This is a genomic window from Mesorhizobium sp. M0227 (assembly GCF_040321855.1).
GTDB lineage: Bacteria > Pseudomonadota > Alphaproteobacteria > Rhizobiales > Rhizobiaceae > Mesorhizobium.
In genome coordinates this window covers 23,556-40,647 of record NZ_JAMYSJ010000002.1, presented here as the reverse complement: position 1 = coordinate 40,647, position 17,092 = coordinate 23,556, and the positions used below count along the sequence as shown (strand labels likewise).

At 62.4% G+C, this 17,092-nt stretch carries 15 protein-coding genes and 1 pseudogene; 10 read left to right on the top strand and 6 right to left on the bottom strand.

Features of this window, described 5'->3' with window-relative positions:
* Positions 1 to 121 precede the first annotated feature (121 nt).
* From NKJ00_RS03745 to NKJ00_RS03735, 3 genes and pseudogenes are all read left to right on the top strand, one after another.
* Entirely contained in the window at positions 122 to 622 is a 501-nt protein-coding gene (locus tag NKJ00_RS03745) for an FxsA family protein (protein ID WP_352628799.1), read from the top strand.
* Positions 623 to 751: 129 nt separating this feature from the next.
* Positions 752 to 1,249, top strand: a complete 498-nt coding sequence (gene secB / locus NKJ00_RS03740) for a protein-export chaperone SecB (protein ID WP_023813420.1) — start codon at positions 752 to 754, stop codon at positions 1,247 to 1,249.
* Positions 1,250 to 1,495: 246 nt separating this feature from the next.
* Positions 1,496 to 1,783 (top strand): annotated as a pseudogene (locus NKJ00_RS03735) (GIY-YIG nuclease family protein).
* Positions 1,784 to 1,948: 165 nt separating this feature from the next.
* Here NKJ00_RS03735 and dnaQ read toward each other — a convergent pair.
* The 5 genes from dnaQ to NKJ00_RS03710 all read right to left on the bottom strand — a co-directional run bounded on the left by dnaQ (position 1,949) and on the right by NKJ00_RS03710 (position 6,279).
* Positions 1,949 to 2,653, bottom strand: coding sequence for a DNA polymerase III subunit epsilon (dnaQ, locus tag NKJ00_RS03730; RefSeq protein ID WP_352612574.1), 705 nt, complete (start codon positions 2,651 to 2,653; stop codon positions 1,949 to 1,951).
* Positions 2,654 to 2,951: 298 nt separating this feature from the next.
* Entirely contained in the window at positions 2,952 to 3,551 is a 600-nt protein-coding gene (coaE, locus tag NKJ00_RS03725) for a dephospho-CoA kinase (RefSeq protein WP_352612572.1), read from the bottom strand.
* The gene (locus NKJ00_RS03720) at positions 3,548 to 4,390 is read right to left on the bottom strand and encodes a shikimate dehydrogenase (RefSeq protein ID WP_352612570.1); all 843 of its coding nucleotides are present in this window, start codon (positions 4,388 to 4,390) and stop codon (positions 3,548 to 3,550) included. The genes coaE and NKJ00_RS03720 overlap by 4 nt, the downstream gene beginning before the upstream one ends.
* Positions 4,383 to 4,982 (bottom strand): Maf-like protein, encoded by a 600-nt coding sequence (locus NKJ00_RS03715; RefSeq protein WP_352612569.1) that lies wholly within the window; start codon positions 4,980 to 4,982, stop codon positions 4,383 to 4,385. The genes NKJ00_RS03720 and NKJ00_RS03715 overlap by 8 nt, the downstream gene beginning before the upstream one ends.
* Before the next feature lie 382 nt (positions 4,983 to 5,364).
* Complete coding sequence (locus tag NKJ00_RS03710) at positions 5,365 to 6,279, bottom strand: pyruvate, water dikinase regulatory protein (RefSeq protein WP_502895900.1); 915 nt, start codon at positions 6,277 to 6,279, stop codon at positions 5,365 to 5,367.
* 311 nt (positions 6,280 to 6,590) lie between these two features.
* Between NKJ00_RS03710 and hemE the strand changes: the two genes are divergently transcribed.
* The 4 genes from hemE (at position 6,591) to yddG (ending at position 10,747) form a co-directional block, all read left to right on the top strand.
* Complete coding sequence (gene hemE, locus NKJ00_RS03705) at positions 6,591 to 7,622, top strand: uroporphyrinogen decarboxylase (RefSeq protein WP_352628795.1); 1,032 nt, start codon at positions 6,591 to 6,593, stop codon at positions 7,620 to 7,622.
* Positions 7,622 to 8,158, top strand: coding sequence for a protoporphyrinogen oxidase HemJ (hemJ, locus tag NKJ00_RS03700; RefSeq protein WP_352555691.1), 537 nt, complete (start codon positions 7,622 to 7,624; stop codon positions 8,156 to 8,158). Before hemE ends, hemJ begins: the two co-directional genes overlap by 1 nt.
* A 230-nt stretch (positions 8,159 to 8,388) precedes the next feature.
* Positions 8,389 to 9,654 carry a transcription termination factor Rho gene (gene rho / locus NKJ00_RS03695; RefSeq protein WP_013528732.1) on the top strand — a complete coding sequence of 422 codons (1,266 nt, stop codon included), beginning with the start codon at positions 8,389 to 8,391 and terminating at the stop codon, positions 9,652 to 9,654.
* A gap of 172 nt (positions 9,655 to 9,826) precedes the next feature.
* Positions 9,827 to 10,747, top strand: a complete 921-nt coding sequence (gene yddG / locus NKJ00_RS03690; RefSeq protein ID WP_352628793.1) for an aromatic amino acid exporter YddG — start codon at positions 9,827 to 9,829, stop codon at positions 10,745 to 10,747.
* 1 nt (position 10,748) lies between these two features.
* On the opposite strand, the gene NKJ00_RS03685 is transcribed toward yddG, so the two are convergent.
* Entirely contained in the window at positions 10,749 to 12,767 is a 2,019-nt protein-coding gene (locus NKJ00_RS03685; protein ID WP_352628791.1) for a thioredoxin domain-containing protein, read from the bottom strand.
* Between the two features lie 62 nt (positions 12,768 to 12,829).
* Between NKJ00_RS03685 and mnmE the strand changes: the two genes are divergently transcribed.
* From mnmE to rsmG, 3 genes are all read left to right on the top strand, one after another.
* Positions 12,830 to 14,161 carry a tRNA uridine-5-carboxymethylaminomethyl(34) synthesis GTPase MnmE gene (gene mnmE / locus NKJ00_RS03680; RefSeq protein WP_352628789.1) on the top strand — a complete coding sequence of 444 codons (1,332 nt, stop codon included), beginning with the start codon at positions 12,830 to 12,832 and terminating at the stop codon, positions 14,159 to 14,161.
* 420 nt (positions 14,162 to 14,581) lie between these two features.
* Entirely contained in the window at positions 14,582 to 16,462 is a 1,881-nt protein-coding gene (gene mnmG, locus NKJ00_RS03675; RefSeq protein WP_023813407.1) for a tRNA uridine-5-carboxymethylaminomethyl(34) synthesis enzyme MnmG, read from the top strand.
* Positions 16,459 to 17,091 (top strand): 16S rRNA (guanine(527)-N(7))-methyltransferase RsmG, encoded by a 633-nt coding sequence (gene rsmG / locus NKJ00_RS03670; RefSeq protein ID WP_031213658.1) that lies wholly within the window; start codon positions 16,459 to 16,461, stop codon positions 17,089 to 17,091. Before mnmG ends, rsmG begins: the two co-directional genes overlap by 4 nt.
* The last annotated feature ends 1 nt before the right edge of the window (position 17,092 follow it).

Genomic DNA, 17,092 nt, shown 5'->3' with positions numbered 1-17,092 from the left:
GCGCAATCATTCAAATCAAAGGCAGGCATACCTATCTAACAGCCTCAGTGCCAGCGGCGATTGCCAACTGGCGGCCAAAACAATCGAAACGTCATAACAATCGAAAAAAGGTTGGCAAGACTTGCGCATTTCGCTGCTTCCCTTCTTTCTCCTCGCGCTTCCGCTGCTGGAAATCGCCGGTTTCGTCATCGTCGGCCGTGAGGTCGGCGCGCTGGCGACGGTCGGCCTCGTGCTGGCCTCGAGCATCGCCGGCGTGCTTTTGCTCCGGTACCAGGGCTTTGGCGTGATGGCCCGCATCCGCACCGAGATGGCCGCCGGCCAGAACCCAAGCCGCCACCTTGCGCACGGCGCCATGATCGTGGTTGCGGCGGTCCTCCTGATCATCCCCGGCTTCATATCAGACATCATCGGCCTGCTGCTGTTCCTGCCGCCGTTGCGCGACTTTGCCTGGAACCGGTTCAAGGGCCGTATTGTCGTCGGCACCGATTTCTCGACCGGCGGTTTTCGCAGCCGCCAGCGCGACAGGGTCATCGACCTCGAAGACGGCGACTATTCGCGCGAGGACGATCTGAAGCGCGGCCCGGATCACAACTCGCCGTGGCGCCGCCTGAAGGACGATTAGGGCGCCGTCCCATCTATATCCGCAGCCGAGAAGCAAGGCGGCAAACCTTGTCTTGTCATCCCCGCCATGGTAGCGAACGCCCGATTTCAATTCGGTCAGCGACGCTGCCCAGGCAAGAGGACAAGGCTTATGGCCAGCAAGGATGACGCGCCGGTCGGCGCAGCCAACGGAAACGGCAATGCGGCGCAGCCGTCGCTCAACGTTCTGGCGCAATATGTGAAGGACCTGTCGTTCGAAAGCCCCGGCGCGCCGAATTCGCTGCGCGGCCGCGACAAGGCGCCGGGCATCGCCATCAACGTCAACGTCAACGCCAACCCGCTCTCCGACAAGCAGTTCGACGTCAATCTGACGCTGAACGCCAAGGCGTCCTTCGACCAGGAAGTGCTGTTCAATGTCGAGCTGGTCTATGGCGGCGTGTTCGCCATCGCAGGCTTTCCGCAGGAGCACATGCTGCCGATCCTGTTCATCGAATGCCCGCGCCTTTTGTTCCCGTTCGCCCGGCAGATCATCGCCGAGGCAACCCGCAATGGCGGCTTCCCGCCGCTGATGCTCGACCCGATCGACTTCGCCCAGATGTTCCAGCAGAAGCTGGCCGAGGACGAGGCGTCCAAGGTCAAGGTGAGCTGAGGCCTGCTGTCATCGTTGTTGTTTCTGAGAACACGGCCTTGTGCCGGGTTTTCTGTTTGGAACGCTGGCGGGGCAGCGCGCCTTCGAGGTTGGCTGAAGGCCCCTCGCGTCTTCGTCATCCTAGGGCGGAGCAAGGAGCGTAGCGACGCAGCGCAGACCCTAGGATCCATGCCGTGACATTCGCCTTAAAATGCAACGGATCAGAATGGCGCTTGTCCCCGCGCCTGTGCTCGCTACGCTAAAACCATGACCGGTTATGTCTACATGACTGCGAGCCAGAAAGGTGGCACCCCTCTATATCGGTGTCACCAACGACCTCGGTCGCCGCATGCCGGAGCACAAGTCGGGCCAAGGCTCTAATTTCACCAGCCGCTACGGTGTTCAGCGGTTGGTCTGGTACGAGGAGTTTTTCGACATCACCGATGCGATCCAACGTGAGAAGTCCCTGAAGCGCTGGCCGCGCCAATGGAAGATCGAATGATCGAAAAGGCCAATCCAGAGTGGTTCGAGCTGTTTCGCGGGGCGGGGTGGTAACGCTCGGTTTCTTGCACCGCCGGAACATATCATCACCGTCACGGCATGGATCCTAGGGTCTGCGCCGCGTCGCTTCGCTCCTTGCTTCGCCCTAGGATGACGAAGTTATCGGGTCCGCTGCCAATCTTGAGGGTCGGCCCTTCCAGCCTTGCCGCCATCGCTTCTCTAACTGCCAGCAGCAACCTTCAGCCACAACGCCTTCTCACCCAACGTCCCGACCATGCCGGCGTGCGCGGCGCGTTCGGCTTCGGTGAGGCGGGGCCGCAGGGGTGCCGGGCGCTGGCTGATGATGATCTCGATCTGGCGGACATTTTCGCCTTGCGCCGGCGCGGTGGCGCTGTCGAGGATAAGGGCCGCCTGCTTGCCGCCGATCAGCTCGATATAGACCTCGGCCAGCAATTCGGAATCGAGCAGGGCGCCGTGCTTGGTGCGCCTGGTGTTGTCGATGCCGTAACGCCGGCAGAGCGCATCGAGCGAATTGGGGCCCATCGGGTGCTTGCGGCGCGCCAGCGCCAGCGTGTCGACGACGAGGCCGTTGTCGATGACGGGGTGGCCCAGCCGGCCGAACTCGACGTTGAGGAAGCCGACGTCGAACGTCGCATTGTGGGCGACCAGCTTGGCGCCGTCGGTGAAGTCCAGCCATTCCTGCACAATCTCGGCAAAGGTCGGCTTGCCCGCGAGGTCCGCCGCGCTGATGCCGTGCACCGCCTGTGCCTCGGCATGGATCGCGCGCCCTTGCGGGTTGATGTAGTGGTGGAAGGTCTTTCCGGTCGGGAAGCGGTTGATCAACTCGACGCCGCCAAGCTCGATCACGCGGTCGTCGCGCGAATCGAGGCCGGTGGTTTCCGTGTCGAAGATGATCTCACGCATCGAATCAGTCGCTCCAAAGGAGCAGAATCATGAGACCGGAACAAAATGGCAATGGGAAACGAGCTGATCAGGGCAATCACTACAGGTTTGCGCTGCCCCTCATCGCACTGCCGGGCACTTCTCCCCCTATAGTGACGGGGAGAAGGACGCCTTCGCAAAGGATTTCGCCAATCTCCTGCGTTTGCAAGAGAGTAGCCGAGGTCGCGGCCAGCTCCTTCTCCCCGTCACTACACGGGGAGAAGATGATGCCGGCAGGCAGATGAGGGACGGCGCTGACGTTGACAGACGGCAGCCAGTGTCAATGGCCCGGCTTGCCGACCCCGATCAGTTCCGCAATGATCGCATTCACCTGATCCCGCGCGGCGTCCAGCCCCTGGCCGGTGTCGACGATGAAATCGGCCTGACGCCGCTTTTCCGCATCCGGCACCTGCTTAGTCAGGATCGACGCCAGCTTTTCCTCCGTCATGCCGGGCCGCGCCAGCACGCGGGCGCGCTGGGTCTCGGCCGACGCAGTGACGACGACGACCTTGTCGACGCGGTTGCGGCCGCCGGTTTCGAACAGCAGGGGAATATCGAGGACGGCGATCGGCGCGCCTGATCTACGATGCCTGGCCAGAAAGGCATCGGCGTCGGCGCGCACCAGCGGATGGATGATGGCCTCGAGCCGCTTCAGCGCGGCGGCGTCGCCGAGCACACGCGCGCCAAGCTTTGTCCGGTCGACCACCCCGGCAGATGTGGTGCCGGGAAAGGCGGCTTCGACCAGGGGCGCCGCCTTGCCGGCATAGAGGCGATGCACCGTCTCGTCGGAATCATGGACCGGCACGCCGGCGTCAGTGAACATCCTGGCCGTGGTCGACTTGCCCATGCCGATCGAGCCGGTGAGGCCGAGCACGATCATGGCTTCGGCGCCAGATCGGCGACGATCAGGGCCCGGAGTTCGGCCGTCACCCGCGGCCTGACGCCGAACCAGCGCTCGAAGCCGGGCACGGCCTGATGCAGCAGCATGCCGAGGCCGTCGACCGCCTTCAGCTTTCGCGCACGGGCGGCCGCGAGCAGCGGCGTCTCCAGCGGCACATAGACGATGTCGGTGACGACGGCGTGGTCGGGCAGCCGGGCGGGATCGGCCGACAGGCCTTCATTGCCATGCATGCCGAGCGCCGTGGTGTTTATCAGCAGGCCGGCATCGCCGAGCAGTTCATCCGTAGCCGCCATGCCATGCGCCGAGACACCGGCGCCGAAACGATCGCGCAGTTCCTGCGCCCGGGCCAGAGTGCGGTTGACGATGCGGATGTCGGCAACGCCGCGCTCCTTCAGCGCATGGATGACGGCGCGCGACGCGCCGCCGGCGCCAAGCACCACCGCCGGACCCTTGCTCGCCCAGCCCGGCGCATGATCGTCGAGGTTGGCGGCAAAGCCGTGCGCGTCGGTGTTGCCGCCACACAGGACGCCGTCCTCGAACCACAGCGTGTTGACGGCGCCGATTTCTTGCGCCGCCTGGTCGCGGCGTTCGGCCAATGCGAAAGCCGCTTCCTTGTGCGGGATGGTGATGTTGCCGCCGCGGAAGTCGTTTGCCTGCAGCGTTTTCACGAACGCGCCAAAATCCTGCGGCGCGACATCGATGGCCTGGTAGCTCCCGTCGATGCCATGTTTGGCCAGCCAGTGGCCATGGATCTTCGGCGAGCGCGAATGCTTGACCGGATGGCCTGACACGAAGGCCTTCTTTGACACCTCAGCCATCGATCGCTCCCAGGTCACGCAGTTCGGCCAGCAGCGGCAGAAGCGGCAGGCCGACAATGGTGAAATGATCGCCCTCGATTTTCTCGAACAATTGAATGCCTTCGCCTTCGATCTGATAGGCGCCGACGCTTCCCAGCGCCTTGGCGCCGACGCGGGCGAGGTGGCGGCCGATGAAGGCTGGGTCAAGCTTGCGCATGGTCATCGAAGCGATGCCGACATGCCGCCACAAAACCCTGCCATCGCGGACCAGCACGGCGGCGCTGTTCAACTGATGGGTCTTGCCCGACAGCGCCAGGAGATGACGGCGCGCGCCTTCCCTATCGGCCGGCTTGTGGAACACCTCGTCGCCGAGCGACAGCGTCTGGTCGCAGCCCAGAACCAGGGCGCCCGGCCTGCGCTCGCTGACTTCTGTGGCCTTGGCCTCGGCCAGCACCAGGGCGACGTCCTCGGGCGAGACGCCGCTATCCTGCAAAGGCCCCTCGAGCGCGCGCTCGTCGACTTCGGCCGGAACCGCCTCGACCTCGACGCCGGCGTTGACCAGCATCGCCTTGCGGAACGGGCTGCCGGAAGCGAGGATGAGTTTCTCGGTCATGGTTTTAAGCGCCTGATCAATTGTCTAACCGTTGTTGAGATTCTGGCTCCAACAGAAAACCGCTGGCACCTTCGACCACCGTCACGGCATGGATCCTAGGGTCTCCGCGACGTCGCTTCGCTCCTGCTCCGCCCTAGGATGACGAAGGCGTGATGGCTTTTTTGGCCAATCGCGGATGTCGGGTTTGGCATCTGCGCTGTCGAACAGCAGCTGGTGGCAATCGCAAACCTTCGAAATTGGCCGAGACAATCGTCCCTTCGTCATCCTAGGGCGAAGCAAGGAGCCAAGCGACGCGGCGCAGACCCTAGGATCCATGCCGTGACCTTCGAACTTCGCGGCGTCGAAATAGCCGGGCAAAACCTCACCCGGCTGCTGGCCTCATTTATCTCGTCTTCCCCCGCAGGGCAACGATGGCCGCCGCCGTTTCCTCGATCGAGCGGCGGCTGACGTCGATCATCGGCCAGCCATGGCGCGTGCAGATCTTGCGGGCATAGGCGAGCTCTTCGCTGATCGCCGCGCGGTCGACATAATCCGATGCCTCATACAAGCTGCTGTTGCCGAGGATGCGGTTTTGCCGGACATGCGAGATGCGCTCGGCGGTGGCGATCAGCCCGACGATCAGGGGCTTGCTGGCGGCAACCAGGCTTTCCGGCACCGGCACGCCGAGCACGATCGGGATGTTGGCGGTCTTGATGCCGCGGTTGGCGAGATAGATGCTGGTCGGCGTCTTCGACGTGCGAGAAATGCCGATCAGCACCACATCGGCATCGTCCATATTGAGCGGCAATTGGCCGTCATCATGGTCCATGGTGAAATTGAGCGCATCGATGCGGCGGAAATATTCGGCGTCGAGGACATGCTGGGCGCCGACGCGCCGGCCGGCCGGGGTGCCGAGATAGGACTGGAACACGGTCAGCACCGGCTCCAGCACCGATACACAGGGCAGGCCCATGGCCGCGCAGCGCTCGTCGATGCCGCGCGCCAGCTTCTGGTCGACGACCGTATAGAGGATGATGCCCGGTTCCTCCTCGATGTCCTCGAACACCTTCGCCACCTGCTTTTCGGTGCGGATCAGCGGATAGATATGCTCTATGGCGCGCGCGTCCTTATACTGCGCCGAAGCTGCCCGGCCGGCGGCAAGCAGCGTTTCGCCGGTCGCGTCGGAAATCAGGTGCAGGTGGAAGAAGCTCTGGGGTTTGTTCACAGGGGTCACCTGGGGCTGTGGGCTTCTGTGGATAAAGCGGGATGAAAAGACTGGCCTGTCGGAGGCGACTGTATCAGATGGCAGTTTGTCCACAATTCGATGCGCTGTCAGCTTCGTCGGGCGACTGGGGACAAGTTTGGGGACGGCTTTTTTCGACTACGGTCCGTCCACAGGACCCGCCTTTCACCGCTGTGCCTAACACTTTGACTCGATTGATCGATTCGGAGCTATCCCCAGAACCCTACATCTGGGAAAAAGAAGCACGCGACAATATGTTGGCTGGTGTTTTCCGGGGCAAAGCGGGACAGGTGACAACCACCAGAACCAACAGACTCTTAGAATCAGAAGAATCTTAGATATAAGAATCTTTGATTATAGAAGAGGCTGGGAGAAGCGAGCGCCCGATGCCCCAGAACCGGATCATGCTGGATGTCCTGAAGGGCAAGGCTCATTTTCCGCCTCCGCTCTGGATGATGCGTCAGGCCGGGCGCTATCTGCCGGAGTATCGGGAGACACGCAGGCGAGCAGGCTCGTTCCTGGACCTCTGCTACGATCCTGACCTTGCGGTCGAAGTGACCTTGCAGCCGATCGAGCGTTTTGGTTTCGATGCCTCGATCCTGTTTTCCGATATCCTTGTCGTTCCGCATGCGCTTGGCCGTGACGTGCGCTTCGAAGAGGGCAGAGGGCCGCTGCTGACGCCGATCACCGCGCCGGAGATTTTGGCTCTGGAAGGCAAGGTGTTTCACGTGAATCTCGAACCGGTCTACGAGACGGTTCGCCGGTTGCGGGCCAAACTGCCCGAAGAGACAACCCTGATAGGCTTCTGCGGCGCGCCGTGGACGGTGGCGACCTACATGATCGCCGGCCATGGCACACCCGACCAGGCGCCGGCGCGGCTTTTTGCCTATCGCGAGCCGGTGGCGTTTCAACGACTGCTGAAGGTGCTTGCCGAACATTCGGCCGCCTATCTCATCCGCCAGATCGAGGCGGGCGCGGATGTGGTGCAGATTTTCGATTCCTGGTCCGGCGTGCTGGACGATGAAACTTTCGACCTGTTCTGCGTTCAGCCAATGGCCGAGATCGTTGGCCGGGTGCGGGCGGTTCATCCCGATGTTCCGATCATCGGTTTTCCCAAGGGCGCCGGTTCGCGCTACCGGACCTATCGGCAAAAGACCGGCGTAACGGCGCTGGGGATCGACTGGACGGTGCCCTTGGTCGCGGCGAAGGAATTGCAGCGCTCAGGTGCGGTTCAGGGCAATCTCGATCCCTTGCGGCTCGTGGCTGGCGGCAAGGCGCTGTCGGATGGTGTCGAGGCGATCCTGAAGGCGCTGGGAGACGGGCCGCTGATCTTCAATCTCGGTCACGGCATCACGCCGGAGACGCCGATCGCTCATGTCGAGGCGATGGTGAAACAGGTGCGGAGCGCGACACGCTGATGGCTGAGATGAAAAACACGAACAGCACCGGCCAGGCGATGATGCGCATGACGATCGGTATCGCCGTGCTGGTCGTTTTCACCGCGCTTTTGTATTTCGCCGCACCCGACAGTTTCTATCCCTGGGCCAAGGCGATCCATATCCTCGCCGTCATCTCATGGATGGCGGGCATGCTCTATCTGCCGCGGCTGCTGGTCTATCACGCCGATGCCGAGAAGGGCTCGGTGCAGTCCGAGACCTTCAAGGTAATGGAGCGGCGCCTGCTGCGCGGCATCATCAACCCGGCGATGATCGTCACCTGGGTATTCGGCCTATGGCTCGCCTGGAAGGGTTTTGGTTTCCAGGGCGGCTGGCTTCACGCCAAGATCGGAGCGGTGCTTTTGCTGTCGGCCCTGCACGGCTATCTCTCGGGCGCGGTGCGCAAATTCGCCGATGACCGCAATGAAAAACCGGCCAGGCACTGGCGGATGGTCAACGAGATCCCCACATTGCTGATGATCGCAATCGTCATCCTGGTGGTGGTCAAGCCGTTCTGATGCATGCTGCTCAGAAACGACCAGGAGACAGCGACAGGCATTGACGCGTTTTAAGCCTTCATAGGGCACGCAAAACGCAGCTTGCTCTTTCACCCGACCGACGATAAAAGACGGGTCTTCCTTCCCGTCATGCGCCGCCCCTCGTTGTTTTCGGCCGCGCCCGGCATTTGTCGCATCCCGCCGATATTTTCCCAAAGCCTACCCAGACTCCATCTATTCAAGGTCCGTCTATGCAAGAAATGAAACTCGCCGAGTTCAAGAACAAGAAACCGCCAGAGCTGATCGCTTATGCCGAGTCGCTCGAGGTCGAAAACGCCAGCGTCATGCGCAAGCAGGAGCTGATGTTTGCGATCCTGAAGAAGCTGGCCGCCCAGGAGATCGAGATCATCGGTGATGGCGTGGTCGAGGTGCTGCAGGACGGTTTCGGCTTCCTGCGCTCCGCCAACGCCAATTATCTGCCAGGTCCCGACGACATCTATATTTCGCCGTCGCAGATCCGGCGCTTTTCGCTGAAGACCGGCGATACGGTCGAAGGGCCGATCCGCAGCCCGAAAGAGGGCGAGCGCTATTTCGCGCTGCTCAAGGTCAACACCATCAATTTCGACGATCCCGAGAAGATCCGTCACAAGATCCACTTCGACAATCTGACGCCGCTCTATCCGACCAAGCGGCTGAAGATGGAGATCGAGAATGTGACCACCAAGGACATCTCGGCCCGTGTGATCGACCTGGTAGCGCCGATCGGCAAGGGACAGCGCGCTTTGATCAACGCGCAGCCGCGTACCGGCAAGACGGTTCTGATGCAGAACATCGCCCACTCGATCACCGCCAACCATCCGGAATGCTATCTGATCGTGCTTCTGATAGACGAGCGGCCGGAAGAAGTGACCGACATGCAGCGCTCGGTGAAGGGCGAGGTGATCTCCTCGACCTTCGACGAGCCGGCCGTGCGCCACGTGCAGGTCGCCGAAATGGTCATCGAGAAGGCCAAGCGCCTGGTCGAACATGGCCGCGATGTCGTCATCCTGCTCGATTCGATCACCCGCCTCGGCCGCGCCTACAACACCGTCGTGCCGTCATCCGGCAAGGTGCTGACCGGTGGTGTCGACGCCAACGCCCTGCAGCGGCCGAAGCGCTTCTTCGGCGCCGCCCGCAACATCGAGGAAGGCGGCTCGCTGACCATCATCGCCACCGCGCTGATCGATACCGGCAGCCGCATGGACGAAGTCATCTTCGAAGAGTTCAAGGGCACCGGCAACTGCGAAATCCAGCTCGACCGCAAGGTGGCCGACAAGCGCATCTATCCGGCCATGGACATCTTGAAGTCCGGCACCCGCAAGGAAGACCTGCTGGTTTCCAAGCAGGATCTGCAGAAGATTTTTGTGCTGCGCCGCATCCTGGCGCCGATGGGAACCACCGACGCGATCGAGTTCCTGATCGATAAGCTCAAGCAGACCAAGACCAATGCGGATTTCTTCGATTCGATGAACACGTAAAGGTCAGGCCGAAATCTTCCGGTCTGTGTATTGAAGCCCCATTCCGCGAAACCGGGATGGGGTTTTTCATTGTCCGGCGGCAAGTCGCTTTCCCGATATCGGGCGGCTGTATGTGGCGGCAGACGATTTCGCGTTCATGCAAAGCTCGTGTCTGCAAACTGGAAGCAGCGACGTGAAGAAGACAATCCCGACCCTGATCGGCTTTTCGGCCATCCTGACCTGGTCCTTCCTGGCGCTGCTGTCGACCGCTGCGGGCTCGATCCCGCCGTTTCAGCTGGCAGCCATGACCTTCCTGCTCGGAGGGCTGGTCGGCGCCGGCAGCTGGATTTTCCGCCCAGGCGCGATCCGGTCGCTGCGGCAGCCATGGCCGGTCTGGGCGATAGGCACGGCGGGACTGTGCATCTACCACTGCGCCTATTTCTTTGCGATCCAGTCGGCGCCGCCGGTCGAGGTCAGCCTGATCGCCTATCTCTGGCCATTGCTGATCGTCGTCTTTGCAGCTTTCCTGCCCGGTGAGAGGCTGAAGGCTCACCACGTCGTGAGCGTCGTTCTCGGGCTTGCCGGCGCCATCGTGGTGATCACCAAGGGCGGCAATGTCGGCCTAGCCAATGGGGTGATGAAGGGCCATGTCATCGCGCTCTTCTGCGCCTTCATCTGGGCTGGCTATTCCGTCCTGTCACGCCGCTTCGGCCAGGTGCCGACGGATGTCGTGGCCGGTTATTGCTTCATCACGGCGGCGGTCGCTTTCTCGCTGCACCTGATGCTTGAGACCACGGTCTGGCCGCAGACGCCGACGCAGTGGACGGCTATCGTCATTCTGGGCACGATTCCTCTGGGAGCCGGCTTCTACGCCTGGGATTTTGGCTGCAAGCACGGTGACATCATGATCCTTGGCGCCCTGTCCTACGCCGCGCCGCTGTTGTCGGTCATCGTGCTGTTGCTGGCAGGCTTTGGTGTGTTTCACTGGTCGGTGGCGCTCGCCTGCGTGCTGATCACCATCGGTGCGGTGATCGCCGCCAAGGATTTGCTGTTCAAGCGCCGGCCGGCTGGTTCTTCGACCGAGGCGTTCTCCGAGCCGGCGCAAGGCGCCTGACCTATTGGTGGTTGAGAAGGCGTTCCAGCTCTTCGGGACCCGTGACGGCGGGAAGACAAACCTGGCCGGTGCAGAGCCAGGCGCCCGCTTTATCGGTCGGCGGCAGCATCCCGCCGGGTAGCAAGGGTCGATTCGTATCCGTACCGATCGGCACGATGATGTCCACCCGCCTTGGATCCGGGTTTTGATTCGCAACCGGAACAAGCTTTGGATCGCCCAGCGTATCGACGATGACCAGTTTGAGCGGCTCGATCGCCAGCGCGCAGGCGTTGACGATGCCAGCCTGGCCATAGGCTTGGTTTGCGGCACGGCCGGCGGCATGTTCGGCGACCTCCCAGGCTTTCTCGTGCAGCTCGAGATCGCCGGTGACGGAGGCGAGCCGGACCAGTGCTTCGATGATTTGGCCGGTGGCGGACGGAATGGCCTCGTCGACATCGCCGCGGATGCGGATCGGCACGTCGGTGCTGTCCGAGGCAGTCAGGTAATAACCTGCCTTTTCGGTATCGGCGTGCCAATGGTCGAGCTGCTCGACAAACTGGCCGGCCTGGTCGACATAGCTCCAATCCCCAGTGGCCTCGAACAGCGAGATGGCTGCGTTGGTCATGGCGGCATAGTCGCTGGACAAAGCAGGAAACAGTTTTCTGGCGCCGAGCATCGAATGCGGCAAGCGGCCGTCGCGGCTTGCAGCGCGGATATGGGCAAAGGCTTTTGCCGCCGCATCGATCCAGTCAGGCCGCGCCAGCGACCGGCCGGCTTCTGCAATCGCCGCGATCATCTGGCCGTTCCAGTCGGTGAGGGTCTTTGCGTCAAGGCCGGGCCTGACCCGCTCTTCCCGGACTGCAAGGAGTTTCCCCTTGAGCGGGCTGATCTCTTCGCGATCGATCACATATTGCGATTGCTGGGACAGGGTTTGGTGAACAACCGGCTTGCCTTCCCAGCCATGCGGGCTGGAGAGCGTGAAGTGATTGACAAACAAGGCGGAATCGTCACCGAGTGCGGCCTCGACCTCGTCTTTGCTCCAAGTGTAGAACAGCCCTTCCTCGCCGTCGCTGTCGGCGTCGAGACTGGCGGCAAATGCGCCGCCGTCGACGCGCATTTCGCGCAGCAGCCAGTCGATCGTCTCTTCGATTCGGACCCGGAACAACTCGTTGCCGCTTGCGGCATAGGCCCAGTTGCAGAAGCGGATCAGCTGGGCATTGTCGTAAAGCATCTTTTCGAAATGCGGCACCAGCCATTCGGCGTCGGTCGAGTAACGGCTGAGCCCGCCGCCGATATGGTCGTAGATGCCGCCGCTCACCATCTGCTCAAGACTGAGTAGGACGTCGTCGCGGTGGCTGGCGTTGCCGTCGCGCAGCCAGGACAGCCACAGCGTTTGCAGGAACGGCGCATTGGGGAATTTCGGCGCGCCGCTTAAGCCGCCGAGATCGCGGTCGATCATGCCGTCTATGCCCTTGGCAAGCTCAGCCAGCGTGCCGCGATCGAGCCCTGTTTTCGCATGCGAGCCGGCAAGCCGCGCCTCGACATGTAAGGTCAGGCCGTCGGCACTCTGGTTGAGGCTCGCCCGCTTCTCGCGCCAGGCCTTGTCCACCGCCTCCATCACCTGGATGAAACCGGGGCGGCCATAGCGTGGCTCGCGCGGAAAATAGGTGCCGCCCCAGAACGGCTTGCCGTCCGGCGTCAGGAACATGGTCAGCGGCCAGCCGCCTTGCTCGCCCATGGCGGAGAGTGCAGCCATATAGATCTGGTCGATGTCGGGACGCTCCTCGCGGTCGACCTTGATATTGACGAACAGACGGTTCATGACGGCGGCGACACCATCGTTCTCGAAGCTTTCATGCGCCATGACGTGGCACCAGTGGCAGGCGGCATAGCCGACCGAGAGCAGGATCGGCCTGTCCAGCGCCTTCGCCTCCTCGAGCGAAGCCGGCGACCAGGCGCGCCAGTGCACGGGATTGCCGCTGTGCTGCTGCAGATAGGGGCTTGCTTCTTCAGCGAGCAGGTTTTGCGCGGGCAACGTCACGATGGGCAAACTCGGATGGGTCGGATAGGCGTAAAGCTAGGGCGGTTCGGTAGAGCGGGCAAATGATTTCAGGCGGTTCCATCGTAGCGCTGTCGAGCGGCCGGCTTCCGGCCGGGGTTGGCGTCATCCGCATTTCCGGCCCGCAGACTCGATTCGTGGTCGAAACGATTGCCGGCAGCATGGTTAAGGACCGCTCGGCAGTTCTGCGCCGATTCAGGGCACCCGACGGGACCGTGCTCGACACCGGCCTGGTCGTTTTCTTTCGCGGTCCGGCCAGTTTCACCGGCGAGGACGTTGCGGAATTCCATGTTCACGGCGGTCGTGCCGTTGTGGCAAAAATGCTGGAGACGATCGCAGGCCTTGACGGCGTCAGGCACGCGGAACCCGGCGAATTCACGCGCCGGGCCTTTCTCAACGGCAAGGTCGACCTTGTCGAGACCGAGGCACTGGCGGATCTCGTCAATGCCGAGACCGAGGCGCAGCGGCGTTTTGCCGTTCAAAATGCCGAAGGCGTTCAGAGCGAACTCTATCTCGGCTGGCGCCGCAGACTGATCCATGCCCGCGCCATGATCGAGGCGGAAATCGATTTCGCCGATGAGGACGATGTCCCCGGTTCCGTTTCGGATACGGTCTGGTCCGATGTCAGGACGATGATCGGCGAGATCGATCGCCACATCGCCGGGTTTCGCGCCGCCGAGATCATTCGCGACGGCTTCGAGGTCGTGATCCTTGGCGCGCCCAACGCCGGTAAGTCGAGTCTGTTCAATGCCCTGGCCCGGCGGGATGCCGCTATAGTAACGGATGAACCCGGCACGACGCGGGATCTGCTTGAAGTGACACTTGATCTCCAGGGGCTGCGGGTCCGGCTTACCGATACGGCCGGGCTGCGCGATGCGCCGGGGAAGGTCGAGGCGATCGGCATCGAGAAGGCGAGGGCCAAGGCGTATGGCGCCGATCTCTTGCTGTTGCTGCAGGATGTTACGAATCCTGGGGATATTCGTTCATTGCCGACCGCGGCGCCGACCTTGCGCGTTGGCACCAAGCGCGATCTGCTGGAAGACCGCGCGGCGAGCGGGGCGATGGAAGACTACAACCTTGTCATTTCGGTAAAAAACGGGACGGGCGTGGAGAGACTGCTGGCGGAAATCGGCCGGCGAGCTGCCGAAGCAGCCGGCAGCGTCGGTGATGTTTTGCCATCGCGCCTGCGCCACGTCGAATTGCTTGGCGCAGCGAATAGGCACCTGCTTCGTGCAACCGACGGCCAGACTGTCGGGCAGGAATTGCGCGCCGAAGAGTTGCGGCTTGCCGCGGATCGCCTGGGCCGTATTGTCGGCGCCATCGACGTCGAGGAGATGCTGGATGTGATTTTCTCACAGTTCTGTATTGGGAAATGACTCACGTGAAACAGTGCGGTGTATCGCTTCGTCATCCACGGGCGAAGCAAGGAGCGCAGCGACGCAGCGCAGACCCGAGGATCCATGCCGCGACATCAAAGCAGCGGCCACGATGCAGAATTCTGCTCCGCTGTACCCTTTGGCCAAGGTCACGGCATGGATCCTCGGGTCTCCGCGACGCCGATTCGCGGACGCTCCGCCCGTGGATGACGAAGGCGGGGAGGCTTCGTCTGGGCCACCGCGCTGCGCTGCCTGTGTGACTCACGTGAAACGCGTCAGGCAGCCTTGGTGACTCACGTGAAACATGGAGCTGACAGCCCGCAAGGTTGTTTCACGTGAAACGACCCGCGGAGTTTTCTTGACAGCAAAGCCTCACGGGGACATGTGTCCCTGATTCATTTGAGTCTAGGACGTTTGGAAATGACCAATCACTATGATGTGGTTGTGGTGGGCGGTGGCCACGCCGGGTGCGAGGCGGCCAGCGCTGCAGCGCGCGCCGGTGCGAAGACCGCTTTGGTGACGCTGCGTTTCGACACGATCGGGGTCATGTCGTGCAATCCGGCGATCGGCGGGCTCGGCAAGGGTCACCTGGTCCGCGAGATCGATGCCATGGACGGCTTGATGGGGCGGGTGGCGGATGCTGCCGGTATCCAGTTCCGCCTGCTCAACCGCCGCAAGGGCCCAGCAGTACGCGGGCCGCGCACGCAGGCCGACCGAAAGCTCTATCGCCTCGCCATGCAGGAAGCGATTCGGCAGCAGAAAGATCTCGACGTGGTCGAAGGCGAGGTTCTGGACTTCGAAATCGACGATGGGCAGATCGTGGCCGTTCTCCTGGCCGATGGAAGGCGGCTTGCCTGTGGCGCTGTCGTTTTGACGACCGGAACTTTCCTGCGCGGACTTATCCATATCGGCGAGAAGAAGATTGTTGCCGGCCGCATGAACGAACAGGCCAGTCTTGGTCTGTCGGCGACGATGGACCGCGCCGGCTTCAAGCTCGGTCGGCTGAAGACCGGCACGCCGCCGCGGCTCGACGGCCGGACCATCGACTGGGCGTCGCTGGAAAGCCAGGCGGCGGATGAGAATCCTGTGCCGTTCTCGCTGATGACCGACCGCATCACCACGCCGCAGATCGAGTGCGGCATCACCCGCACGATGACGGCCACGCATGAGCTGATCCGCGCCAATCTCGGCCGCTCCGCCATGTATTCCGGCTCGATCGAAGGTGTCGGACCGCGCTACTGCCCGTCGATCGAGGACAAGATCGTCAAGTTCGGCGACAGGGACGGGCACCAGATCTTTCTGGAGCCGGAAGGGCTGGACGATGATACCGTTTATCCCAATGGTATTTCGACCTCGCTGCCCGAAGACGTACAGCTCGATATATTGAAAACCATCCCAGGGCTGGAGCGCGCAACCATGCTGCAGCCCGGCTATGCCATCGAGTATGATCACGTCGATCCGCGCGAACTGCATCAGACGCTGGAGACGAAGCGCATCAGTGGTCTTTTCCTCGCCGGGCAGATCAACGGCACGACCGGCTATGAGGAAGCAGCCGGGCAAGGCTTGCTCGCAGGCCTCAATGCGGCGCGGCGGGCGGCGGGGAGCGAGCAGATCGTGCTCAGCCGCACCGAAGCCTATATTGGGGTGATGGTCGACGACCTGACCAGCCGCGGCATCAGCGAACCCTACCGGATGTTCACCTCTCGGGCCGAATTCCGGCTGTCGCTGCGTGCCGACAATGCGGATGAACGACTGACGCCTCTGGCTGCGAAGCTGGGCATCGCTTCGGCACAGCGCATGCAACGCTACGGGCAGGTCATGCAAAGCCTGGATGAGGCGCGGGACTTGGCGAAGTCGCTCGCCCTGACGCCGAACGAGGCGGCGCGACACGGGCTGGACATCAACCGGGATGGCGTGCGCCGGTCCGGCTATGAATTGCTGTCCTATCCTGACGTCGATGTCGCTTGGCTGGCCGGCGTCGATCCGCGCTTTGCGGCGATCGACGGCAAGACGGCGGAGCGCCTCGAGACGGAAGCGAAGTATTCTGTCTATCTGGATCGTCAGAAAACTGACGTGGCGCAAATCCGGCATGAGGAGAGCCGGCTTATCCCCGAGACGGTCGATTTCGCCGGAGTGCCGGGTCTGTCGAACGAGCTGAAGCAGAAGATGCAGGCGCGGCGGCCGCGCTCCATCGCTGATGCCCAGCGCATGGAAGGCATGACGCCGGCGGCGCTGGCGATCATCGTCGCGCATGTCCGTCACGCGGAAAGCACCCAGCGCCCACAAAAGGAAGTTGCGTGAGTTCTATTTCCCTAGAGAGCCTGCAGGACGCGGCAGGCCCGGTTTCACGTGAAACATTCGATCGGCTGGTGGCCTTCGAGCAGATGTTCCAGAAATGGAATCGCAGCATCAATCTGGTGGCGCAATCGACGTCGGGCGATGTCTGGCAGCGCCATATCCTGGACAGCGCCCAACTCGGACGCATAGAACCGGTTGCCACGCGCTGGGTGGATCTCGGCTCGGGCGGCGGATTTCCGGGCCTTGTCATGGCTTTCCTGCTTGCCGAGCGCGACGGCGCCAGCATCGACCTGGTTGAAAGCAATCGCAAAAAGGCGTCCTTCCTGCAGACCGTCGTCGGGCAGTTCAGGCTGCCGGCGCGAGTCGTGGCGCGCCGCATCGATGACAGCCATGCGCTTGTTTCGACACCGCAAGTTGTCACGGCGCGGGCTTTGGCGTCGCTTTCGACCTTGCTGGACCTGTCGGCGCCATGGCTGACGTCAGGCGCGCGCGGCCTGTTCCACAAAGGCCGGGATTACCGCGCCGAAGTGGAAGAAAGCGTTCACCGATGGTCCTTCGATCTGGTAGAACATCCAAGTGTGACCGACCCGCATGGGGTCATCCTTGAACTGTCCAACCTGCGACCTGTCTGAT

Bases quoted from the DNA above. Each gene is read 5' to 3' on its own strand.
- NKJ00_RS03720 (WP_352612570.1), bottom strand. From the start codon at position 4,390: ATGGCTGAGGTGTCAAAGAAGGCCTTCGTGTCAGGCCATCCGGTCAAG.
- mnmE (WP_352628789.1), top strand. From the start codon at position 12,830: ATGATTTCAGGCGGTTCCATCGTAGCGCTGTCGAGCGGCCGGCTTCCG.
- hemJ (WP_352555691.1), top strand. From the start codon at position 7,622: ATGGCTGAGATGAAAAACACGAACAGCACCGGCCAGGCGATGATGCGC.
- coaE (WP_352612572.1), bottom strand. From the start codon at position 3,551: ATGATCGTGCTCGGCCTCACCGGCTCGATCGGCATGGGCAAGTCGACC.
- mnmG (WP_023813407.1), top strand. From the start codon at position 14,582: ATGACCAATCACTATGATGTGGTTGTGGTGGGCGGTGGCCACGCCGGG.
- rho (WP_013528732.1), top strand. From the start codon at position 8,389: ATGCAAGAAATGAAACTCGCCGAGTTCAAGAACAAGAAACCGCCAGAG.
- hemE (WP_352628795.1), top strand. From the start codon at position 6,591: ATGCCCCAGAACCGGATCATGCTGGATGTCCTGAAGGGCAAGGCTCAT.
- dnaQ (WP_352612574.1), bottom strand. From the start codon at position 2,653: ATGCGTGAGATCATCTTCGACACGGAAACCACCGGCCTCGATTCGCGC.
- secB (WP_023813420.1), top strand. From the start codon at position 752: ATGGCCAGCAAGGATGACGCGCCGGTCGGCGCAGCCAACGGAAACGGC.
- NKJ00_RS03715 (WP_352612569.1), bottom strand. From the start codon at position 4,982: ATGACCGAGAAACTCATCCTCGCTTCCGGCAGCCCGTTCCGCAAGGCG.